The following is a 21,718-nucleotide window of genomic DNA, read 5'->3' as shown; positions in this document are numbered from 1 at the left end:
TTTGCAGAAAAATCGACAAGATTGACGTTACATTTTTACGCAGTTCTCTATATAATATAAGGGTATTATTTTCATTGTTTCAAGATTTCAAAGAACGTTCGCCGCGCGATATGCTATCTGCAGGTGGCATACGTGCTGACAGGTTAATTAAAAGAAGGCCCTCGGGGCCGGAAGACGAGGGATAAGGCATGCGTATTGCAATTTGTGAAGACAACGAAAAAGATACTCGGCGGCTGGTGCAGATGATCGGCGTGGATCATAGCTGCGAACTCTATACCAGCGGAGAAAAACTGATACTCGATATGGAAGAACTTTCCCTTCGCTTTGATCTTTATCTGCTGGATATTTTTCTGGAGGATGATGAAAACGGCATTCACTTGGCCGGAAACATCCGCAGTATGGACGAAGAGGCTTTGATCTGTTTTGTTTCCACCAGCGATGATTTTTATCGCCAGGCATATGATCTATATGTGTTTCAGTACCTGATCAAACCAGTGGAACAACAGGATATGGACAGGCTTTTGCAAAGAGCTGAACATCAGATCAAAAAAAATAAGGGAAGAGCCGTAATCTTTGAGCGGTATGGGAAGCCCTACGCGATCCCTTACCAAAAACTCCTCTATATCGCCAGCCGGGGCATAATCTTTTATATAAATGCAAAGACGGGAGTGAATACAGCAGCGGCGGAAAACTCAATGAAATCGCCGAGGCGCTGGATCCAGGAATATTTTTCCGATGTCATCAGAGTTTTATCGTCAATATGTACAATGTGGACGATATGCAGCAAAACATTTTTTTGTGCGGGGGAGAAGAAATCCCTATCTCCAGACCTTATTACCAGCAGGCGAAAGAGCGGTATCGAAGAGCGCTCTTCGAGGAATTTGATTGAACAAAGGGAGACACGCTCGTGGAAGAATTATTACGCCAGTTATCGATTCTATGGTCCTTATTTCATATTTTGATTCTTTTTATCCTGATCTATCGTTCACGTTACTCTCTGAAAACCACGATGATTGCCACCGGTATCTGCATGGGTCTGTTAATCCTGGGCAACGTCTGGGGCTTGGCAAGATTCGGTCCGGGGGTTATGGGAAAACTGTTCATCCTTACTTGCACGCTGCCCAGCCTGGTCTTTTTCTTCTATATGTCCAAGGACCGGGGCGGACGTTTTTTCTTTACTTTTTGTATTACAGATACCATTGCCCTTTGGATCATAGCAGTGACCAATCTGCTGGATTTTTATCTGCACGGCCAATGCGTGATCATGCTGGTGAGCCGTATCGTAGCTTTTCCGCTGCTTGAGTTTTTTGTATATCGATATTTGCGAAAGCCTTACCTGGAAGTGCAGAGCCATGTGGAAAAAGGGTGGTGGATCTTCGCGCTGATGACAGCATTGTACTACATGCTGCTGGCGGTGATGTCCAACTGGCCGACGGTGGTTACCGATCGGCCTCACGACCTTCCAGCGATGTTTTTAGTATTGCTTTTGATGCCGATGACCTATCTGGTTATCTTTTTCGCGCTTTACAGACAGCTGCTGCTTTTTCGGACGCAGCAGCAGCAAAGGGAACTGCGGATTCAGATGGAAACCTACGAGGCGCAATTGGAAAACCAGCGGATGATTCGTCAAATGAAGCACGATATGAAAGCCCATTTTGCCGCTTTGACAGGAATGCTGGCAGAGGGAAGGAGCGAGGAGGCAAAGTCCTATTTACAGGAAGCGTCGGATTATAGCGATGAACTGGCAGGCAGCAAATATTGCGAGGACCCCTATCTCAATGGAGTGCTCACCCAGTTCGTCGCTCGTTTCGAGAAGTTGGAAACAGCCATTGAAATCGATGTTTCCGTGCCGATCATCATCACCCATCGAGTGGAACTATGTTTGATCCTTTCCAATGCTCTGGAAAACGCATGGGAGGCCAGCCAAAAGCTGCCTGTCAGAGAACGTTTTGTCAGTCTGCAAATGCGGAAAAAACATAACAACCTGCTGCTGATTCGGATCAAAAATCATTGCGATAAACGATTGGTCACTCGGGAGGGGACTTTGCCCAAGTCGACCAAGCAGGAAGCAGGACATGGCTTTGGGCTTCCCACTATGAAAGAACTGGCTGCCCGGTTGGGAGGCGAAATCGTCTGCTATGCGGAGGGCGGACTCTTTGTTGTTGATGTAATGGTAAAAATATAGGTAATACCCGGTTGACCAAGCCGGGCTTTCCCGATATAATATAAATAACATATGTCAATAACAGAAGAGAGGAAATAAACAATGGAAGAAAATACAAGAGGCTGCGGCGACACCGGATGCACGGAAGAATGCTGCAGCGGATGCGAACACGCATGTTCTGATCAGCAGCCTGAGAGCCTGATCGAACCGACCAACGAATACAACAATATCAAAAAAGTAATTGGCGTTGTCAGCGGAAAAGGCGGCGTAGGAAAATCCTTGGTGACCTCGCTGCTGGCAGTGACCATGCAGAGAAAGGGATACCAAGCTGCGATCCTGGATGCGGATATTACAGGTCCGTCCATTCCCAAGGCATTTAAGCTGAAGGAAAAAGCCGTGGCCAATGAACTGGGAATCTTTCCGGTAAAAACTAAGACAGGCATCGGCACTATGTCTGTCAACTCCATTCTGGAAAACGACACGGATCCGGTCGTATGGAGAGGACCGGTTATCGCCGGAACGGTTAAACAGTTCTGGACCGATGTTTTATGGGGGGATGTGGATTACATGTTCATCGACATGCCGCCGGGTACCGGCGATGTGCCGCTGACCGTATTCCAATCCATTCCGGTGGATGGTATCGTAATCGTTACTTCTCCACAGGAACTGGTATCGATGATCGTTTCCAAAGCCGTTAAAATGGCCCAGCTGATGAATATTCCAATCATCGGTCTGGTGGAAAACATGTCCTATTTTACCTGTCCGGACAATGGCAAGGATTATCAAGTATTCGGCGACAGCCATATTGAAGAGGTCGCCAAGGAACACGGTTTGGAAGTGCTGGGACGCCTGCCGATCGATCCTAAGCTGGCTGCGGCCTGCGACAAGGGAATGATCGAACTCTTTGAAGGCGACTGGCTGGAAGAGCTGGCAAAGAAACTGGAAACCATGTAGAAAGCCGCTGCTGTTTGAGCAAAAGGGAGAAAAAGATGGATTTACAAGGGCAAACCTGGATACCCTGGGCTTTGGCGGGGGTATTAATCGTAGTAATGGTTATATACAAGCTGGAGCTGCGGCGTAAAAGAAACAAGCGAAAATAAAAGGTACAAGAAAGGGCGGCTGCATGAAAAGCGATATGCTTCATGCAGCCGCCCTGCGTTTTTGATTTCATGAAATTTGCTTCCAGCCAGTGGGGCCATACCTTTGCAATGCGAGGCTGCTGCGGCTTGCAGATACGATGTGGGGATCTTCGGGAAAAAAGTAAAACAAAATTTCACTTTTTACGCAAGTTTCAACGCTCAGGCACACTCAGACTCGCCATGGAGGCCGCGCGGGCCGCAGGTTGCGGAGATCAGACCCTGCAAGCTCACAACTTTGCGTAAATAATGCAATTTTTTTCAAAAGTTTTCCGGGTCCAGGTCCGGATCCCGCTGCCATGCCTGTTTTTGATATTTTTCCTGGCCCCGCTACGATACCTGCTCACAAAACACCTTTCCGGGTCCCAGCACCTCGTCAGGTTTAAAGCCCCTTCCGATTCTTATAACTAAATTTGCTCCCGGAGAGGATAAATCTGAGGATGGTCATGATGGCAAGCAATGCGGCGCACATCCAGAATGCGGTGATATAGAAGCAAGATGTCTCGCTGAGCCGGGAGACGGATGGGTGTACGGCTTCAATTTTCTGGATCAATATATCAAGGAAAAACGGTATCCTGACCCTTGACGGTGCAGCATTTGAACATACCATGGCCTGCTTCACACCCTACACGGATCGGCCGGAGCTTCGGGGAATGCTCTATCATTCCGATGAGGAAGTATATGATTTTATTTCAAAAGCCCATGCACGGAGCATGCAGTGTACCATGCACGCTGTAGGCGAAAGGGCCATCGATCAGCTGCTCTATACATATCTTCGGGTATTTTCGGAGCAGGGGAGAAAAGACATCCGCCACAGGCTGGAGCATTTCTGCCTCCCCACAGATGAACAGATCCAAATGGCAAAAGAACTGGACATCATTCTTTCCATGCAGCCGAGCTTTTCCTACTTTTGGGACGGAGCCGGCCAAGAGTTCGCCAATGTGGTGGGAAGAAAGCGGGCAGACAGAATGGACCCCTTTCATAAAATTATCGAAAAGGGGATCACTGTCCTCAGCGGCTCCGACGCGCCGGTGGCGCCGATTCAGCCCCTTACTTATCTGGCCCACTGCGTAAGCGGCTATAATCAAGTTAGAAACATTTCTGTTACCGAGGCCATCAAGATGTGTACGGTCAATGCTGCTTATGCCAATGGTGAAGAAAAACAAAAGGGCTCCTTGGAGGTGGGAAAAACCGCCGACATGGCAGTGATCAGCAAGGATCCTTATGAAGCGGCCGCTGCTGGTGAAATCCTGGAGATGGAAGTTCTGGCTACGATCAAGGACGGCCGCATAATATATAGGAAGGAGCCTGTTTAATCATATGCAGATCGGAAGGCTACAGCTTTCCGGCGATATAGCTGGCCCGGTGTACAATAGATAGAATAATCCGCAGCACCGCGCCCACGACCAGCAGTCCCAAGGCGATAGAGCCTGCCATCATCAGCGTATTGCTGCCGGTGGCCGCCGCATCTTTCAGATCGCCCGAAACCAGCGCGGCCATGGTGTTGTACATGCCGGAACCGGGGACAAGACACAAGATGCCGGGAATGGTGAAAATGGTCGAAGCATCTTTAAATACGCGGGAGGCGATGTCGCTGAGCAGCCCCACCGCGCAGGAAGCGATGAAGCAGGAGACAACCGCCGTAGCTCCCAGAGCCATGAGGGACTGATAGACCACCCAGCCCACTGCGCCGATGCAGGCGGCAACGGGAATATGGCGGGCAGGCACATGAAAGATGATGCAAAATCCCAGCGTGGCAAAGAGGGCAAAGAAAAATGCGGAAATCATATGAACGTACCTCCTATCAAAGACCCAAATACCGAGTTCCAAATCTTCATGATCACACCGGCCCCGGCAGCCAGCGATATGGCGATCAAAGCGGCTTCCGTGGCTCTGGCAAGTCCCGACAGCATATCGCCCGACAGAAAATCACGGATGGAGTTGGTGATGGCTACGCCGGGAACAAAGATCATCAAGGTGCCGATGATAATGGCATTGGAATTGGTTCCCGGAATAAAAGCCGCCGCCGTGAGGGCAAGGGCTGCCGAAACGGCACAGCAGCAGAACCCTCGGATAAAATAATTGATGGAAAAACGCTTGAGCAAAAGGGACAGCAAATAGCTGGCAGCTCCGATCAAAAGTCCGCAGAGAAAGTCGAGAATTCCCCCGCCGAAGAGCACGGAGAAAAAGGACGCAACGAGAGAAGCTCCCAGCAGCCGTACCGGAAGCGGGGCCGAGGGTATATTGTCAATTTCCTTTAGCCGCTTCATCCCATCTTCTACGGAAAGGTCCGTTGTAGTAAACTCCCGGGAAAAGCGGTTGATTTCGGATATTTTCGTCAGGTCCGTATCGCCGCCGCCCTTGATCCGCTTTACATACGTATACATATCGCTGTCCGCATCGCCGGAATCCAGGGAGACGAAGATGCCGGTGGGCATGGCGAAAACCTCTACATAATGGATCCGGCAGGCCTTACAAATCCGCTCTATGGTATCTTCCACCCGGTAGATTTCCGCCCCGTTTTTCATCATCAGTTCTCCCGCCCGAACGGCTAGAATCAGCACTTTTTTTTGAAATGGATTGATCATATTATAAGCCCTTCTACACAACATTTTACAGGTATATGATTGATTACGTCCCATTATACCAAAAGGCCCTGCCTACAGCAAATGAAGAATCCCTTAAAAATCTTCAAAAACAAAAGAAAATCGGTTGACTTTTCCTGCGTATCACGTTATCATGATAAAGTAATAAAGAAAGCGGTTCGAAGGGAGGGTCATAGGATGATAGTTCTGGTCAAAGACAGCAACGGAAACGTTGTAATTGAAAAGGAAATCAGTCAGAAAGAAGTTCTGCTGCGGCTTTGTGTAAGAGACGACGACTTTTCCGACGAACAGAAAGAATACAGCCTTGAGCAGGTATTTGGTTCCTACCACTAGGTGGTAAATAAATCAACTCTCTGAAAGACCATGGAAGCATGGTCTTTTCATTTTGCCCTAAATATGGTAGAATCAAGCGGGACAAGAAACCGGAGGCCCGCGGGCCTCTTAAATTTTGAGGAGCGACTATGAGATTAAATAAATATATTGCCCATGCCGGGATCGCCAGCAGGCGCAAAGCGGACGAACTGACCATAAACGGAAACGTGAAGATCAATGGCCTGACCATGCGCGAGCCCGGTTATGACGTGAAACCGGGGGATGTGGTGGAAGTCAACGGTACTACCATCCGCTCACAGGAAAAGAAGGAATATGTGCTTTTGAATAAACCAGTGGGATACATTACCTCGGTTCAAGACGAACAGGGCAGGCCGGTGGTCATGGAGCTGGTAGCCGATGTGGATGCGAGACTGTTTCCAGTCGGGAGACTGGATTACAATACATCCGGAATGCTGATTTTGACCAATGACGGCGATCTGGCGTACCGATTGACACACCCCAAGCATCAGGTTACCAAGACCTATCGGGCGCTGGTAGCCGGCGTACTTTCCAATGAAAAGCTGGCCAGGCTGCGGAGGGGCGTGGACATCGGCGGTTTTGTGACTTCTCCGGCACAAGTGAAGGTCATCAAGCAGGCGGAGCGTTCGGCTTTGGTGGAAATTAAAATCCACGAAGGCAAGAACCGGCAGGTGCGCAAGATGTTCGCCGCTGTTGGAAATAAAGTGCAGGAGCTGCAGAGAACAGCCATTGGGGATCTATATCTTGGGCGCCTGAAAGAAGGCCATTATCGGAAACTGACAAAAGAGGAAATCGATTATCTGAAAGGTTTATAGAGGAGGAAAATGGTATGCTGAGACTGGAACATATTGCCTGGGATTCGCCGGACGGCGAGGAAATCATCCAGGATATCGATTTGGAGATAGGAAAGGGCAAGCTGATTGTCGTTACAGGCCCCAACGGGGGAGGAAAGACCACGCTGGCCAAACTGATCGCAGGTCTTGTAACGCCCTCATCAGGGCGGATTTTCCTGGAGGGAGAAGATATCACCGAGGCCAACGTGACGGATCGGGCAAAAAAGGGAATCGCATATGCGTTCCAGCAGCCGGTACGCTTTAAGGGACTGACCGTTCGCGATCTGCTGGATCTGGCCGCAGGCGGCGGTCTGGATGAAACGTCCATCTGCACACTGCTGGGAAAAGTGGGGCTCTGTGCGGAAGAATACATAGACCGGGAAATGAGCGCGTCCCTTTCAGGAGGCGAAAGCAAACGCATTGAGATTGCTACCGTTCTGGCTCGCAATGCCAAGCTGTCCATCTTCGATGAACCGGAGGCAGGTATCGATCTTTGGAGCTTTACCCGTTTGGTGGAGACTTTTGAAGAATTGCGCCAGGAAAACGAGGGGACTTTGCTGGTGATTTCCCACCAGGAGCGAATTTTATCCATTGCCGACGAGATCGTCGTTATCGGAGCGGGCCGTGTGAAGAGCGCCGGACCTCGGGAGAAGATCCTGCCGACGCTGCTTTCAGAAGAACGGACGATTCGCTGCCCTCATGGAAAGGAGGAGATTTGCCATGAATAAGATTACGGAAACTCTACTGCGCATTGTCTCCGAGTTTGACGGAGATTTTAAAGGCGCCTTCAATATACGGGAAGACGGCATGTGCGCCGGCCGCCAGTCTACGGAACATGTGCGCATTGAATCTAAGACGGACAAGCCTGGCCTGGAAATCCACATCAAGCCGGGAACCAAGGGCGAAACCATTTCCATACCAGCCTGCGTGACCAGGGGAAATGTGGACGATTTAGTTTACAATGATTTTTATGTGGGAGAAGGGGCGGATGTGACCATTGTCGCCGGCTGCGGTGTTCATACAGACAGCGATGATGAGGCCCGCCACAACGGGATCCATCGTTTTGTTCTGGAAAAAGGAGCCCACGTACTTTATACGGAAAAACATATCGGTACGGGAAGCGGTACGGGAGCGCGCCGCATCGATCCGGTGACGGAAGTAGAGCTGGCGGAGGATGCCAGCCTGGAAATGGATACGGTCCAGATCAAAGGGGTTGACAGTACCATCCGTAAAACTACGGGAACCCTGGCTGCGCGGGCCAAGCTGGTGGTGCGCGAGCGAATCATGACTGATGGCTATGAGAAAGCAGAGACCGATTTTGAGGTGACCCTTGCAGGGGAGGATTCAGGAGCCGACCTGATTTCCAGATCCGTTGCCCGGGGCAATTCCCATCAGATGTTCCGTTCGGTTATCAAAGGTGAAACCCGCTGTACCGGCCATTCGGAATGCGACGCCATTCTGGCGGACAACGGAACGGTTTCCGCAGCCCCGGCGCTGGAGGCATCCCATGTGGACGCACAGCTGATCCATGAGGCAGCCATCGGAAAGATTGCAGGCGAACAGATCCTCAAGCTGCGGACCTTAGGCCTTACTGAGGCCGAAGCCGAAGAAAAAATTATTTCGGGATTTTTGAAATAGAAAAATGAGACAAAGGCGCATTGGCGAAAGAGCCGCTCAACCTGCGGACTGCTTGGACCATTTGGCAGGATTGAGCTGATCGGGAAGCTGATGATTCATCGTTTCCTGATACAGCGCCGCTTTCTTTTCCAGATATTCCAGACGCCGTTCTGCTTCCGCTTTTTGCGCCTTGGCTTTGATGATTTGATCCTGAATGATCTGCCAGCGCTGGCGGATGGTGGAATCACCCTCCAGGCATAAATCCACATACTGTTTAACCGCATCGAGAGGCATTCCGCAATCGCGAAGATATTTGACTCCGGTCAGCCAGTTGATGGATTCCTCATCAAACAGACGAATATTATTCTTATCTCGTTTTACAGAGGGCACCAGTCCCTTATCCGTATAAAAGCGGACCGTATGTTCCGTAAGATCCAGCATCTTGGATACATCTTTTACCGTAAACATAAAAAACCTCCTTAAAAAGCTTGACTTCGAGCTGCTCGAAGGTGTTAAAGTAATGATAATGCAGGTGTACATCCCTGTCAAGCTTTGAAGATAGAAAACGAGGAGGGACCTAAATGGAGACTTTAGGAAAAGACATAAAAAAACTGGGGTTTGGACTGATGCGGCTGCCGCAGAAAGAGGGCAAAGTCGATGTCGAACAGGTAAAAATAATGGTGGATCGGTTTTTGGATGCCGGTTTTACCTATTTTGATACGGCATGGGCCTATGCAGGCAGTGAAGATGCGATTCGGACGGCTCTCGTGGAGCGGTACCCGAGGGAGCGTTTTCAGCTGGCAACGAAGAACGCAGCATGGATTGACTGCAAGACCAGGGAGGAAGCGATTAAGCAATTCGATACGTCGCTCAAGCAAACTGGCGCCGGTTACTTTGATTTTTATTTGCTGCACAATTTGGGTGAAAACCGTACAAAAGTTTTCGATGACTATGATATGTGGAGTTGGGTACAGGAAAAAAAAGAGGAAGGTCTAATTAAGCATGCAGGATTTTCCTTTCATTCAACGGCAGATGAACTGGAAGCTATCCTAACGGCTCACCCGGAAATGGAATTCGTCCAGCTGCAGATCAATTATGCGGACTGGGATAATCCATCCATACAATCCCGATCCTGCTACGAGGTTGCCAGAAAACACAAAACACCCGTGATTATTATGGAACCGGTCAAAGGCGGCATGCTGGCGACTCCGCCTGCGCCTGTGCAAAAAGTTCTGCAGGAGGCCGACCCCGGCGCATCAAACGCGTCCTGGGCAATTCGTTATGCTGCGGATTTGGAAGGTGTGATTACGGTCTTGTCCGGCATGAGCAGTTTGGAGCAAATGGAAGACAACCTTTCTTTTATGAAAACTTTTAAAGGGCTGTCGGCTGAGGAGAAAGGCGTGATCGAAAGAGCGCGTGACGCTTTGCGCCGAATCCCGCTTATTTCCTGTACCACCTGCGATTACTGCGCAAAGGTATGCCCCATGAACATTGGCATTTCTGGGTCCTTCACTGCAATGAACCAGTTGACCTTATTCAACCAGAAAGAAGCAGCGGCATCACAAGAAGAATGGCTGGTGAACGGACATGGAAAAAAACGGGCTTCGGAATGTATCAAATGCGGAAAATGCGAAGAAGTCTGCCCCCAGCATATTTCCATTATTCGTGAATTGGAAAAGGTCAGCCAAACGTTTTCCTGATTGCTGGACGACCACTATGACCGTTTCAGTCACGATGGGAAGAGAATTACCCAGCCGCCAGGATTTTTGCTGGCTGGGGGAGATGTGAAGCCTCTTGACAGTTTGAGAAGCAGCTCAATGTAAAATGGAATGCGAAAACAGGATGCGTTGTCGCATGAAAGCTAGTTTGGTGCATACAGCGGCCCGATGTCTGGGATTACACTAATTTCTTGATTCTTAAAAATTTAGTATAGAATTTTAACTACGTTTCGTGGGGCAATCCCATATCAATCTGGCCGCGATAAAAAATTACCGCAATCCGGAGGGAAACTCCCAGGCCGCGATAATTTCCCGGCTATCAACCTGGGAGGCCCAGAGGCCGCTCTCCTTGCAGGCAGCCTCATGTTATTCGCTGTAAATACCTATTGTTTGACGACAGCTTTTCGCATTAGGGTAAAAGCCAATGCGTTGAAGACGACGATGGCCAGCAGGCAAGTAACAGCCATATGAGAAGGCGTATTCACAGCAGTTAGAATCAGCTTTACCAGAGCGATCGTAATCTTTCCATTTAAAAAATATTGATCCGCCCAGGGAATGGCCATCAGGAAAAGCACGGGAACCCGGCGCCTACAATCACTTTCCCAGTTTTGCTCAGACGATAAAACATAATGGTGATAAAATAGCCTGCGGCCATAGCTGCCAGGGCTAGCAGAACTTCGAAGAAAAAGCTTTCTGCATGAAGCATCAGCGGGCCTGCACCAGCGGTGCTGGATGGATACAGCGCTTCATAAAAAGTGGAGGCGGTGACTTGACTATTGGTGATGGATAAGGCTGCCGCGTAGAGCAGAAAGAAAATCTTATCAATCATCGCCATAATTACGGCAACTGACAGCATGGTGAGCAGTTTTGCCGTAAAAAGTGTTTTTCTGGAAACCCCGTTTTGAAGGGAGATCAGAAACGTTTCTTTAAAGGTACACAGGCCAACGACAAAGAGGAAAATGACAGTGGCCATTTCATTGCCGCTCGTGGAACCATGAACAGCTGCGTCATTGCCGTTGATGATCAAGGTGGTACTAAAACCGAAGATGAGAGATAGCCCAACAATCACTACATAGAAAATGAGGATACTCTTTTTATGATCCGCCATCTGATAGCGGTAACTTGGTAATATATTCATGACAATCACACTCCTTAAGAATTGGTAAGCTGAATGAACAGCTTTTGCAGATCCAGTTTGGTGACTTCCAGGGAATCGGGCACTTGGCACCGATCGAGGTCGCCGATAATATGGGCGGTTTTCAATCCTCCCAGCCGATCTATGCCGATGACTTCCTTCCCCTCGATGAAAGCATCGACCTGGCTGGCTTTTCCCGAAACCGTATAGCCTTTGGATAAAAGCGATTCACAGGATTCATTTTTGATGATGGTTCCATTTTTAATGATTATAATATCTTCGATAACACTGGATACTTCCTCGATCAAGTGGGTCGAGATGATAAAAGTGCTGGGACTTTTGCTGTATTTCTCAATGAGAAGCTTGTAGAACATATCCCGATGGTTGGCGTCCAGCCCCAGAACCGGTTCGTCCAGCAGCACATAAGGCGTATTGACGGAAAGGGCGACAATGATCTTAAAGATCGATCCGTAGCCGGTTGAAAGGGAGCGGACCTTTTTCTTAGTGTCCAAGCCGAACTTGGCCGCCAGATTCTGGGCATAGGCCAGATCAAAATTAGGATAAAAATTCTTTGTCCACTTGAATACTTCCTGTATCTTCATACTTTCCGGATACAAAGTCTGTTCGCTCATGAGATAGATCAACTGCTGGGCCTGGTCGTTTTCCGCTGCCGCCAGTCCGTTGACTGTAACTTCTCCGGAATCCGCGAACAGCCGGTTGGCAATGATGTTGAGCATGGTCGACTTCCCGGCCCCGTTTCTGCCCAGGAGTCCGTAGATTTTATTTTCTTCAAAATAGAGAGAAATGTCCTTTAGGGCTATGGTATCTCCAAACTGTTTCGATATGCCTTTTAATGCAATACTGTTCATTTGTTAAAACCCCTTTCAATCATATTTTTGATATCTTCTGCAGTCAGTCCCAGCCGTTTAGCTTCTTCCACCAAACTGGCAATGTAACTGTCATAGAACTGGTCTCTCCTAATCTGCTGTAACTTTTCCGTTGCTCCGTTATTGACAAACATGCCTACCCCCTTTTTTTATACACGATATCTTCATCAACCAGCAAGTTGATCCCCTTCAAAGCCGTGGCCGGATTGATTTTATAACTGGCTGAAAGCTCTGTAATTGAGGGGATCTGCTGCCCTTCAGGAAATGCTCCGGAAAGAATGGCATCTTCGATACCTTCTGCGATTTGGAGAAATATGGGCTTACTTGATTCAAAGTCAAGTTTCATAAAATCCCTCCTTACTAGAATTATAAGAATGCTTCATTTGTTAGATGGTTAATTACTTGAGTAACTAACCATATCGGTATTATGCCACGACAAAGGATCGGTGTCAAGAAAAAGTGCAAAAAAAGAAATTTGCTGGTTGTTTTACGGAAAAACAAGGATTTTGCGAGAACTTTTTGAAATGAGCAGAAATGTTGAAATTTCAAGAATCTTGACGTTGTAGAAAGGGCGGACGAGGGGGCAAAAACTTGACATGTCGTATCAATTTGCTATAATAATTTTTGCACAGTGTATTTATAAAGAATACACTGTTTTTCATTTTATGAAGGAGTAAAGACAAAGCCATGATTAAAAAACTTGCAGATCATAAACTATTAATCATATGCCTGGGAATGTTGCTCCTAATTATTGGACTGGCTTTCCTGCTTGTGACCCAGCTGGCTTCAAAGGAGATCCGGCTGGTGGTGGATGGACAGGCTCAATCCGTTGAAACGAGCAGCTATGACGTTGGTGAGCTGCTGGAAGAAGAAAAGATTGAGCTGGTCAAGGAAGATTCCGTTACACCGGATATTGACAAGCCGCTGACGGATGGACAGGAAGTTACGGTTGAGAAAGCAGTGGACTTTACCCTGCAGGCCGACGGCCGGACTAAGGAGCTGAAAGCCCTTCCAAAAACTGTCGGTGAGGCCCTGAAGTATCATAAGGTTAAAGTGGGAGAAGCCGACAAGGTCAGCCCTGCGCTCAGCGAACCCCTGGCGGCGGGAACGGAGATTGTGATTAATCGCATCACGACTGCTACCCAGGAGGTTATGGAAGAGATCGATTTTAAAACTAAGACAAAGGACGACGATGACTTGCCTGCAGGAACGACGAAGGTTGAAAAAAAGGGTGAGAAGGGACAGGATCGGGTTGTCTACCAAATCACTTATTCCGATGGTAAGGAGATTGCGCGCAAGGAGCTGGAACGTGAAACAGTCAGCAAACCAGTGAATAAGGTGGTTGCTAAGAGCACCCGCGGCACGATTCAAGGCAAGGAATATACGAAAAAATTTACGGTCAAAGCATATGCCTATACTGGCGGCGGCCGGACAGCCATGGGTACTGCTGCCAGAACCGGCGAGATTGCGGTTGATCCAAGTGTAATCCCCTTGGGGACAAATGTGTATGTAGAAGGCTATGGCTTTGCCAGGGCAGAAGATACCGGAGGCAATATCAAGGGAAACACCATAGATGTTTATAAGAACTCAGAAAGTGCCTGCCTCAGTTGGGGCGTTCGAAATGTTACAATTTATATCCTCAGTGATTAACTGGGGCAGCAAAGGAGGGAGTATGAAAAAAGAAGAAGTAAGTAAAATACGACGATGGGGAGCACTCACCGTGGCGGCGATTATGCTGGTGGCTGTGTTTTCTCCGATGCCGACTGCTTTTGCGCAGACAGATACACAGATGGAGACTTCCAGCGAAGCGGCGGCGATGGCAGCATCGGAGACTGTATCTACGCAGGAGCAGGGATCAGCTGATGAAACTTCTGCCGTACAGGCGCCGAAAACTTTGGCGGCTCCGTCAGGAATTAAAACCAAGAGCCTGGGTGTCAAAACCATTCAGATTCAGTGGAAGCAGGTGGCGGGAGCCGACGGCTACAGGGTCTATCGTGCAACAAAGAAAAACGGAAAATACAAGAAGATTGCCACTGTGAGAGGCGGCAAGACCAGCTATAAGAATAAAAAACGTATTACGGGAAAGGTCTACTATTATAAGGTAAGAGCCTATAATGGCAGCGTTCAGAGCAGCTATTCCAAGATTGCGTCGGGCAAAGCCAGACCTGTTAAAACAACAGTGAAAGCAAGGGCCGGGGAGGAAAAAGTAACTATAACCTGGAAAAAGATCAGCGGCGCTGAAGGCTACCACATATACCGGGCCGGATCAAAAAACGGGAAGTATAAACGGATTAAGATCATAAACAAGGGGAAGACAACCAAGTTTACCAATTCAAAGCTTAAGGGCGGAAAAACTTATTATTATAAAGTGCGAGCCTTTAAAAAAATGAAAGGCAAGAAAGTCTTTTCCGTTTATTCTGCTCCAGCAATGGCGAAAGCAGGCAAGGTGAAGATGAAGACTCATAAAAAGGGTTTTTCTTATAAGAAGAAGTTTACCGTGAAAGCATATGCTTACAGCGGAGGCGGACGGACGGCTATGGGAACTAAGGCCAGGGTCGGTGCCATTGCGGTCGATCCAAAGGTGATTCCCCTTGGCACCAAGGTGTACATCGATGGATACGGGCACGCCAGGGCTGAGGATACCGGCGGCAACATCAAAGGCAGAACCGTAGATTTGTATATGAACTCCAGCAGCAAGTGCTATAAATGGGGTGTACAATTCAAGACTGTTTATGTAGATGTTAGAAAATAAAATATCGTACCGGTTCTAAAAACGGGCCACTGTCGTTATTCACAACGCGCAGCGGCCCGTTTTGTTGTTCGCGGAGGAGAGAGCCGCAGGGGAACGATGCCGTTTTGCCCAGCGCTTTAGCGATGAAGGCAAAAGGGACAGCGAAGCGAACGAAGGGAGCGGAGGAGAGAGCCGCAGGGGAACGATGCCGTTTTGCCCAGATGGTATTGCTCCCTGATAGTCCGATTTAAAGTTTTTTTCCCGATTTCTATTCGATATGGGCTAAAATCAAAGCAATGTCCATAGAAAAAATAGGCTATTTTTCATATTAGACACCTTGATAAGCATTAATTTGCTGTCAATACAAACTTAGAAATAAAAAGTTTGCGCTAACTTGGTTTCCGATTCCTAATATTTCCTGGATTTTACGAAAAAGGCTGAATTGATATGGACAATGTCTCTAAAATGCAGTATTTCGAATAGAATTGGAATTTATTTATATTTTAGTGCCTGCCGGAGGGCTGAAACCGCGCCAGATGATCCTTTCTTTAATATAAGTCCCACAGCCTCACAACTTTGCGGAAATATCACAAATTTTTGTGGGTTGAGTACAACGATAGCACACTAATGTGACCTTGCGGCTTTGCCGTAGTCGCGGGACCTCACCGGGTATTGTTGAAATGTGATCTCTTTGCCGTACTCGCACCCCATATTAGCAGCCACTTTTTCCGGCCAACTGCCAATCGATTGAACCGGCGCACCCAGAGAGCAATATCAAAAAACAAACGGCAACTAAGTGATCAAGACAGTCAGGAAGTGAAATAGTCTAGGTATACAAAGCGGCATGATAAGAAACTATCACGATTTAACGAAAATTTCTTCGATACTGATACTTTTCCTTCCACTTGCTTGAAGAAGAGCCACGAAAGTATCAGAACACTTTAAAGGGCGTTCTGATAGTTCCCCAGATGCCCAGTTACGTGGAAGCCGCCAGACGCCATAAGGTATTGGAATCAAGGCATTTTCGCCGCAATTATGATATTAACCGCCTGAAAAATTCACCAAACCTCTAGCGAAGATGTTTCTCCAAAAGGTCGACAAAGGTATCAAGCCCTTCCCGCTTGGGAAAAATGGCTCTGGCGGAGGTGGCGCTGCCGCCGCCCTTTCCGTTATAGATCGAAGCATTCTCCTTTACCAGCTTTCCGCAGTCGAGATTACCGTTTGAAAAGAGCAGCAATGTGCAATCCTGCGGCGAGATAATCAATAGCAGCTTTTTGATATCCTGAATTAAGGGGCGGCCAATATTGAGCAGATCATCGGTCTTCATGTCGGCAAATTCATATATCACAATTTCCGATGGCTCTGAACTCTGGATCTGCTGACGGATGCGATCGACCCTTTCCTGAATTATAGATTGTCGGAGCACATGAAGTTCGTTTTTTATGATCTTATTCTTTTCTTCTCTGGCCTTTATTTTATCCAATAAATCTTCTGCTCCTGCAGAATAGCGATTGCCCAGAGCGGTGACCAAGTCGTGCTTGCCATCGTAATCCATAAGCGCGCGCTGGCCGGCTTCAAAATAGATACGGAACATCCCCTTATAATGTTCAACCTTATAGAGCTTGATCAGCCCCACCTGACCAGCCGATGAGGGGTGGGTTCCGCAGCAGGCAACACAGTCGGAGGCATTTTTTACATCCCCTACACAGACGATGGAGATTTCTTCATCAATGGCCAGAGCCTTGCGCAGAGGCATTTTTTCAGCTTCCTCCCTGGTTTCAAAGTGTCTTACTGTTACAGGGGCGTTCGACCAGATAACTTGATTGGCCGCCAATTCGGCTTCCTTTGCCATTTCCCAGGTGATTTCTTTTATTTCGGGATTCTCTTCCAAAGCAATATCGACGGTCATATAATCCTGCCCCATATGAAACCCGCGGTTGATTCCTCCGAACAATTGGTAACAGATGCCCGACAGAATATGTTCGCCGCAATGGCGCTGCATGTTATCAAAGCGCCTATCCCAGTCGATCCGGCAATGTACCTGCATACCTTCCTGAAAGGCAGGCGGAACGGAAAGGCGGTGATAGACCAGGTCGTCCTTTTCATAAACTTCCGTTACCTCCAACCCGTCTATGGTTCCCAGGTCGCAGCTCTGTCCGCCGCCGGTTGGAAAGAAAATCGTCTGATCCAGAAGGACGGTGTCCTGATCCACGGCCTTTACGACTGCCTGGCATTGTTGTTGATATACGTCTTGCTGGTATAGCTTTATCGTGTTCATAAGCATCTCCTTATTACAAAGCATAGTCCAATGAAAAGATTGTAATATAAATTCTATAAAAAAGTCAAATGTTAGGCTGTCCAAACAAATCAGTTTGTTATATAATAAAACAAACATGTACTAATTTGCTGTAGAATAAGTGAGCACTCTGCTTCATACAATTTCAAAGGAGTCTTTCCAATGAAATGAGGTGGAGTTAATGAAAAAAAGACTGATACAAGCAGGTATTTGTATAGGTTTGCTGCTCCTGGCAGTTGCATTTGTTCCGGGTTACAGCCAGATCGTTGAAAAAGTGGCAAGTGTGATGGAAACGGATGTACTGCTGATTGACCCTGGCCACGGCGGAATAGATGGCGGAGCTGAAAGCGGGCAGGGCGTTTCTGAGAAAGCGATCAACCTGGCAATTTCTCAAGAAGTAAAAGCCCTGGCAGAGGCTGCGGGATGGCAGGTGGTCATGACACGAGATACGGATACAGGACTATATGAAGAGGGCAGCGGTACCATACGCAGCCTGAAAACCCAGGATTTAAAAGCGAGACGAGATTTGATTGACAAGACGGATCCGGTGCTGGCAGTAAGCATACATCTGAACAGCTTTAAAGAAGACCCGTCGGTGAGAGGTATGCAGGTTTTCTATCCAGGTTCGGGCGGGGAAGAAAAAATCCTTAAGAACAGCAAAAAATTAGCCGAAACACTTCAAGAAAAAGTAGGAGCAGTTTTAGAAAATAATAAAAAGAGGGTGGCTCTTCCAAAAACAGATGTATTTTTATTCAAGGAAGTGACCTGTCCCATCGCTATTATTGAATGCGGATTCTTGTCCAACCCGAGGAAGCAAAGCTTTTGGAAAGCAGTCAGTATCAGAAAAAATTGGCGCAGGGGATTTTTGAGGGCATTACGGATTTTACCGGTAAAAAGCCTAGAAAACAGATTGAAATTGTTGATAATTCCGAAAAAAACAAGGGGAGTGGGATATAACAGAACAGGCTGTGGATAACACAGTATGAAAAAAAGGGGGTTGACAAGAAAAACGTTGAAATTGATGGACTTTTTTTGATTGGATTTTCCACAGGAGGGTTGGGATAAAATTGTATACGATTTTGAAAAAAGTGTGGATAAACGTCGAAAAGCTTAAAATTAACCACATTTGAAGTTGTTGAAAACCGTTTCCCCATAGGGAGGACGTAGGTTTACATAATGCGGATGAAAAGCAAAAGAAAAATTTTTTGAAGAACAAGGAGGATAAAGGGTTGTTAAAAGAAAAAAACATTTACAAGGATGAATTACCCGTTAGCGTGGTGGTCGCCAATATTGAAGAATATCCGATCCACTTTCACGATGATATGGAAGTGGTATACGTCCTGGAGGGCAGCGTGGTGCTCCGTAACGGCTACTACACGTATACCCTTAAACAGGGTGACATTTTTATCCTTAATGACAGAGAGATGCACAGCTTTGCCAATACCGGCGAAAAAAATATGGTGATGATGCTCCAGCTGGATCTGGCATACTTCTCCAAATACTATGATAACCTGCGGAATAATTTCTTTGTTACCGATATGGAGGATGACAGCGACGAAAGCCTTGAAATTCTGCGAAACATTCTTGCCAGAATCATGATGGAGATTCTGCAGAAAGGATACGGTTATGAACACAAGGTAATTGAAAGCACCCACAACCTTATCGCCTGCCTCATGTCCGATTTTCAATATTTTGTTATGGAGGACGGCAAATTTGTCAACGAAGCCAAGAACAAAGGAAATAAAATTCTGGCCGGGCGTCTTGCCAGGATCACCGATTACATGTACGACAACTATTCACGCAAGCTGACTCTGAACGAAATCGCCAATCGGGAGCATTTGAGCATTTATTATTTGTCCCATGTAATCAAAGAGGCCACCGGCCTCAGTTTTCAAGATTTACTCAGCTTTATCCGCGTGGAGGAATCAGAAAAACTGCTCCTGGGTACCAACAAGAAAATTGGAGCTATTGCCGAAGAAACCGGATTCTCGGCGGTCCGCTATTATATCAAGCATTTTGAAACTTGGTACGGAATGCATCCGCTGGAATATAGAAAGTTGTTTACCGGCAAGGTCATCAGCCGGGAGACCCACGCCCAATATACCAGAAGTACGCCGGCAGAGATTGAAGAGGCGATCCGCCAGCAGGTAAAGGGCGTTTACACCGACTATATTAATAAGCAGAAAGCAAAACCGATTATCGTTGATGTGAACATCCACGACGACTACATGGGATATCGGTCAAAATCCCTTGAGCTGAAAGAATTAATGGAACGGGATAATATGAAACCGGCGGCAGGACCTTACGAACTGCTGAAAAGTCTAGGAGAGACGGTGGTCGCATCCGGGAAGAACTACATCATTACCACAGCCTCCAAATACCCGGGACCGCTGAGCAATTTAAGCATATTAGTATATAATTTCAGTGAAGCCGTGGAAGCGGACTTAAAAAATACGACCAGCAAAGAGACGACTTTGGATATTATAAAAAAATACGATGAAGAAATCGAATTTCTGGTACGCTGCTCGGGCCTTTCCGGTGAATTTAAAATTTCCAGGTATAAAACCTTCCGCGATAAAGTGATTTCAGACCTTGAGGACGTTATAAGGCCCCATGGAACTTTTAGCCGAAGGGAGGAAATTATCAGCCAGTGGACATCCATGCCGGTCATTGAGTTCGGAGAATTCACCAGTTCTGACACATTAAGCCTGAGAACAACGCTCAAAGGATTCAGTGCAGAATTGTTATTGGTGGACAAAAAATAACAGCAAATAAGTATTTTTTTATAGCAAATGCATTGTTGAAATTTTCAGATATCTCTGGTAAGATTGACCTATCAAATTTAAGACATGGTTTTATGTTTTAAGAATATGTTTGGAGGTAGGAAGATGAAATTACTTATTATCGGAGCAGGCGGCGTAGGAACATCAGCGGCAAAGATCATTGAACGCAGAGGTGCAGAAGGCGACTGGGCAGAAAAAGTTGTAGTAGCTGACTACGATTTCGAAGAGCGAAGAAAGTTGCCAATGAGATTTGCGGCGGCGGAAAATTCGTTCCGGCTCAGATCAATGCTATGGATGCAGAAAGCATTAAATCGGTAGTAAAAGAACACGATATCGACTTCGCAATGAACGCTTGCGATCCTAGAATGAACGAAACGATCTTCGACACTTGCCTGGAAGCAGGAATCGGATATCTGGACTGTGCGATGACTCTGGGAACTGAGCATCCGGAAAAGCCATACGAGCTGGCGAACATCAAGCTGGGCGATTACCAGTTCGCGAAGCAGAAGGAATGGGAAGCTTCCGGTAAAATCGCGGTATGCGGATCCGGTGTTGAACCTGGTATGGCGGACGTATTCGCTAAATATGCGGAAAAGCATCTGTTTGATAAGATCGATGAAGTAAATGTAAGAGACGGCGACAACTATGGAAATACTGATTCCGACTTCGGTTTCTCCGTATGGACGACCATCGAAGAATGTCTGCAGCCGCCAGTAATCTGGGAAAAGAACGAAGAGCATCCGGAAGGCCACTGGTTCTGTACCGAGCAGTTCTCCGAGCCTGAAATCTTTAACTTCCCTGGTGGAATCGGCGATGTGGAAGTAATCAACGTAGAGCACGAAGAAGTTCTGCTGGTACCGAGAGAAATCGATTGTAACAGATGTACGTTCAAATACGGCGTACCTGCTGACTTCAGAAAGAAGCTGATGGTTCTGTTCGAATATGGTCTCTCCGACAAGAAGACCAAGATCAAGGTCGGCGACAGCGAAATCACACCGAGAGATTTCATCTGTAAAGTAATCCCGAGCCCGGTAGACGCTACTATGACCATGACTGGAAAAGGCTGCGCAGGAACATGGGTAACAGGCTGGAAAGACGGAAAATACAGATCCATTTACCTGTATCAGATCGCAGACAATCAGGATTGCATCAAGAAGTATACAACCAACTCTGTAGTAGCACAGACCGCAGTAGGCCCAGTTATCATGATGGAACTGATCGCCAAAGGCATCTGGAGCGATGCTGGTGCATGGGGACCAGAACACTTTGATCCAGATCCATTCGTAGAAAGACTGGCTAAGTATGAATTCCCGGCTGGAATCAGAGAAATGGATTCCGAATATGCGGATATGCTGGACGAACAGAAACTTCTGGACGCTTTAAAATAAGAGCTGCAAGGCAGGTAGTATAAGCGCTACATATTCAATGCAATAAAAGACGGCCGATCGTTGGCCGTCTTTT

At 47.3% G+C, this 21,718-nt stretch carries 24 protein-coding genes and 1 pseudogene; 16 read left to right on the top strand and 9 right to left on the bottom strand.

Annotation, left to right across the window (positions count from 1 at the left end):
* Positions 1-188: 188 nt before the first annotated feature.
* From NIA71_RS20070 to NIA71_RS09650, 5 genes and pseudogenes are all read left to right on the top strand, one after another.
* Positions 189-506 (top strand): annotated as a pseudogene (locus tag NIA71_RS20070) (LytR/AlgR family response regulator transcription factor); the annotation flags it as partial.
* 194 nt (positions 507-700) lie between these two features.
* On the top strand, positions 701-889 hold the full coding sequence (locus tag NIA71_RS20065; protein ID WP_367177916.1) for a LytTR family transcriptional regulator DNA-binding domain-containing protein: 189 nt from the start codon (positions 701-703) through the stop codon (positions 887-889).
* Positions 890-907: 18 nt separating this feature from the next.
* Entirely contained in the window at positions 908-2,185 is a 1,278-nt protein-coding gene (locus NIA71_RS09660) for a sensor histidine kinase (protein ID WP_253020304.1), read from the top strand.
* Between the two features lie 81 nt (positions 2,186-2,266).
* Positions 2,267-3,118 carry an Mrp/NBP35 family ATP-binding protein gene (locus tag NIA71_RS09655; protein ID WP_148396881.1) on the top strand — a complete coding sequence of 284 codons (852 nt, stop codon included), beginning with the start codon at positions 2,267-2,269 and terminating at the stop codon, positions 3,116-3,118.
* Between the two features lie 688 nt (positions 3,119-3,806).
* On the top strand, positions 3,807-4,616 hold the full coding sequence (locus NIA71_RS09650) for an amidohydrolase (RefSeq protein ID WP_336246084.1): 810 nt from the start codon (positions 3,807-3,809) through the stop codon (positions 4,614-4,616).
* 19 nt (positions 4,617-4,635) lie between these two features.
* On the opposite strand, the gene NIA71_RS09645 is transcribed toward NIA71_RS09650, so the two are convergent.
* Together NIA71_RS09645 and NIA71_RS09640 are read right to left on the bottom strand one after the other, a co-directional pair.
* A complete protein-coding gene (locus tag NIA71_RS09645; protein WP_148396879.1) occupies positions 4,636-5,088 on the bottom strand; it encodes a threonine/serine exporter family protein in 453 nt (150 codons plus the stop codon).
* A complete protein-coding gene (locus NIA71_RS09640) occupies positions 5,085-5,888 on the bottom strand; it encodes a threonine/serine ThrE exporter family protein (protein ID WP_227755516.1) in 804 nt (267 codons plus the stop codon). Before NIA71_RS09640 ends, NIA71_RS09645 begins: the two co-directional genes overlap by 4 nt.
* 195 nt (positions 5,889-6,083) lie before the next feature.
* Here NIA71_RS09640 and NIA71_RS09635 point away from each other — a divergent pair, with 195 nt between their 5' ends.
* The 4 genes from NIA71_RS09635 to NIA71_RS09620 all read left to right on the top strand — a co-directional run bounded on the left by NIA71_RS09635 (position 6,084) and on the right by NIA71_RS09620 (position 8,728).
* Complete coding sequence (locus NIA71_RS09635) at positions 6,084-6,239, top strand: hypothetical protein (protein ID WP_227755515.1); 156 nt, start codon at positions 6,084-6,086, stop codon at positions 6,237-6,239.
* A gap of 128 nt (positions 6,240-6,367) precedes the next feature.
* Complete coding sequence (locus tag NIA71_RS09630; protein WP_148396877.1) at positions 6,368-7,072, top strand: pseudouridine synthase; 705 nt, start codon at positions 6,368-6,370, stop codon at positions 7,070-7,072.
* Positions 7,073-7,086: 14 nt separating this feature from the next.
* On the top strand, positions 7,087-7,818 hold the full coding sequence (locus NIA71_RS09625) for an ABC transporter ATP-binding protein (RefSeq protein ID WP_148396876.1): 732 nt from the start codon (positions 7,087-7,089) through the stop codon (positions 7,816-7,818).
* Positions 7,811-8,728 carry a SufB/SufD family protein gene (locus NIA71_RS09620; RefSeq protein ID WP_148396875.1) on the top strand — a complete coding sequence of 306 codons (918 nt, stop codon included), beginning with the start codon at positions 7,811-7,813 and terminating at the stop codon, positions 8,726-8,728. Before NIA71_RS09625 ends, NIA71_RS09620 begins: the two co-directional genes overlap by 8 nt.
* Before the next feature lie 36 nt (positions 8,729-8,764).
* On the opposite strand, the gene NIA71_RS09615 is transcribed toward NIA71_RS09620, so the two are convergent.
* On the bottom strand, positions 8,765-9,175 hold the full coding sequence (locus NIA71_RS09615; RefSeq protein ID WP_148396874.1) for a MerR family transcriptional regulator: 411 nt from the start codon (positions 9,173-9,175) through the stop codon (positions 8,765-8,767).
* A 113-nt stretch (positions 9,176-9,288) separates the two neighbouring features.
* On the opposite strand from NIA71_RS09615, the gene NIA71_RS09610 reads away from it, so the two are divergent.
* Positions 9,289-10,407, top strand: coding sequence for an aldo/keto reductase (locus NIA71_RS09610; protein ID WP_253020302.1), 1,119 nt, complete (start codon positions 9,289-9,291; stop codon positions 10,405-10,407).
* A 401-nt stretch (positions 10,408-10,808) separates the two neighbouring features.
* On the opposite strand, the gene NIA71_RS09605 is transcribed toward NIA71_RS09610, so the two are convergent.
* Genes NIA71_RS09605 through NIA71_RS20160 form a run of 5 tightly spaced genes read right to left on the bottom strand, consistent with a single transcriptional unit; the run spans position 10,809 to position 12,793 of the window.
* Complete coding sequence (locus tag NIA71_RS09605) at positions 10,809-11,000, bottom strand: hypothetical protein (protein WP_253020301.1); 192 nt, start codon at positions 10,998-11,000, stop codon at positions 10,809-10,811.
* Positions 10,988-11,563, bottom strand: a complete 576-nt coding sequence (locus NIA71_RS09600; RefSeq protein ID WP_253020300.1) for a hypothetical protein — start codon at positions 11,561-11,563, stop codon at positions 10,988-10,990. The genes NIA71_RS09605 and NIA71_RS09600 overlap by 13 nt, the downstream gene beginning before the upstream one ends.
* Positions 11,564-11,577: 14 nt before the next feature.
* Positions 11,578-12,429, bottom strand: a complete 852-nt coding sequence (locus NIA71_RS09595; protein WP_227755514.1) for an ABC transporter ATP-binding protein — start codon at positions 12,427-12,429, stop codon at positions 11,578-11,580.
* Positions 12,426-12,581: a hypothetical protein gene (locus tag NIA71_RS20165; protein ID WP_417448627.1), complete on the bottom strand. Its 156-nt coding sequence runs from the start codon at positions 12,579-12,581 to the stop codon at positions 12,426-12,428. The genes NIA71_RS09595 and NIA71_RS20165 overlap by 4 nt, the downstream gene beginning before the upstream one ends.
* 2 nt (positions 12,582-12,583) lie before the next feature.
* Complete coding sequence (locus NIA71_RS20160; RefSeq protein WP_417448626.1) at positions 12,584-12,793, bottom strand: GntR family transcriptional regulator; 210 nt, start codon at positions 12,791-12,793, stop codon at positions 12,584-12,586.
* Positions 12,794-13,134: 341 nt separating this feature from the next.
* On the opposite strand from NIA71_RS20160, the gene NIA71_RS19945 reads away from it, so the two are divergent.
* On the top strand, positions 13,135-14,097 hold the full coding sequence (locus NIA71_RS19945; protein WP_148396869.1) for a G5 domain-containing protein: 963 nt from the start codon (positions 13,135-13,137) through the stop codon (positions 14,095-14,097).
* A 22-nt stretch (positions 14,098-14,119) separates the two neighbouring features.
* Positions 14,120-15,199, top strand: a complete 1,080-nt coding sequence (locus tag NIA71_RS19940) for a 3D domain-containing protein (protein WP_269478695.1) — start codon at positions 14,120-14,122, stop codon at positions 15,197-15,199.
* 1,048 nt (positions 15,200-16,247) lie between these two features.
* Here NIA71_RS19940 and NIA71_RS09570 read toward each other — a convergent pair.
* On the bottom strand, positions 16,248-17,456 hold the full coding sequence (locus NIA71_RS09570) for an alanyl-tRNA editing protein (protein WP_253020299.1): 1,209 nt from the start codon (positions 17,454-17,456) through the stop codon (positions 16,248-16,250).
* Positions 17,457-17,655: 199 nt separating this feature from the next.
* On the opposite strand from NIA71_RS09570, the gene NIA71_RS09565 reads away from it, so the two are divergent.
* The 4 genes from NIA71_RS09565 to NIA71_RS09550 all read left to right on the top strand — a co-directional run bounded on the left by NIA71_RS09565 (position 17,656) and on the right by NIA71_RS09550 (position 21,645).
* Positions 17,656-18,450, top strand: a complete 795-nt coding sequence (locus NIA71_RS09565) for an N-acetylmuramoyl-L-alanine amidase (protein WP_253020298.1) — start codon at positions 17,656-17,658, stop codon at positions 18,448-18,450.
* A 253-nt stretch (positions 18,451-18,703) separates the two neighbouring features.
* Entirely contained in the window at positions 18,704-20,239 is a 1,536-nt protein-coding gene (locus NIA71_RS09560) for a helix-turn-helix domain-containing protein (protein WP_148396865.1), read from the top strand.
* Between the two features lie 123 nt (positions 20,240-20,362).
* Positions 20,363-20,575, top strand: coding sequence for a hypothetical protein (locus tag NIA71_RS09555; protein ID WP_253020297.1), 213 nt, complete (start codon positions 20,363-20,365; stop codon positions 20,573-20,575).
* Positions 20,506-21,645: a saccharopine dehydrogenase family protein gene (locus NIA71_RS09550; RefSeq protein WP_367177915.1), complete on the top strand. Its 1,140-nt coding sequence runs from the start codon at positions 20,506-20,508 to the stop codon at positions 21,643-21,645. The genes NIA71_RS09555 and NIA71_RS09550 overlap by 70 nt, the downstream gene beginning before the upstream one ends.
* Positions 21,646-21,718: the final 73 nt, after the last annotated feature.

This window comes from Ihubacter massiliensis (assembly GCF_024125305.1).
Lineage (GTDB): Bacteria > Bacillota > Clostridia > Peptostreptococcales > Anaerovoracaceae > Hominibacterium > Hominibacterium faecale.
Note: the sequence above shows the minus strand (reverse complement) of the source record. Positions and strands in the feature narration are given on the sequence as shown.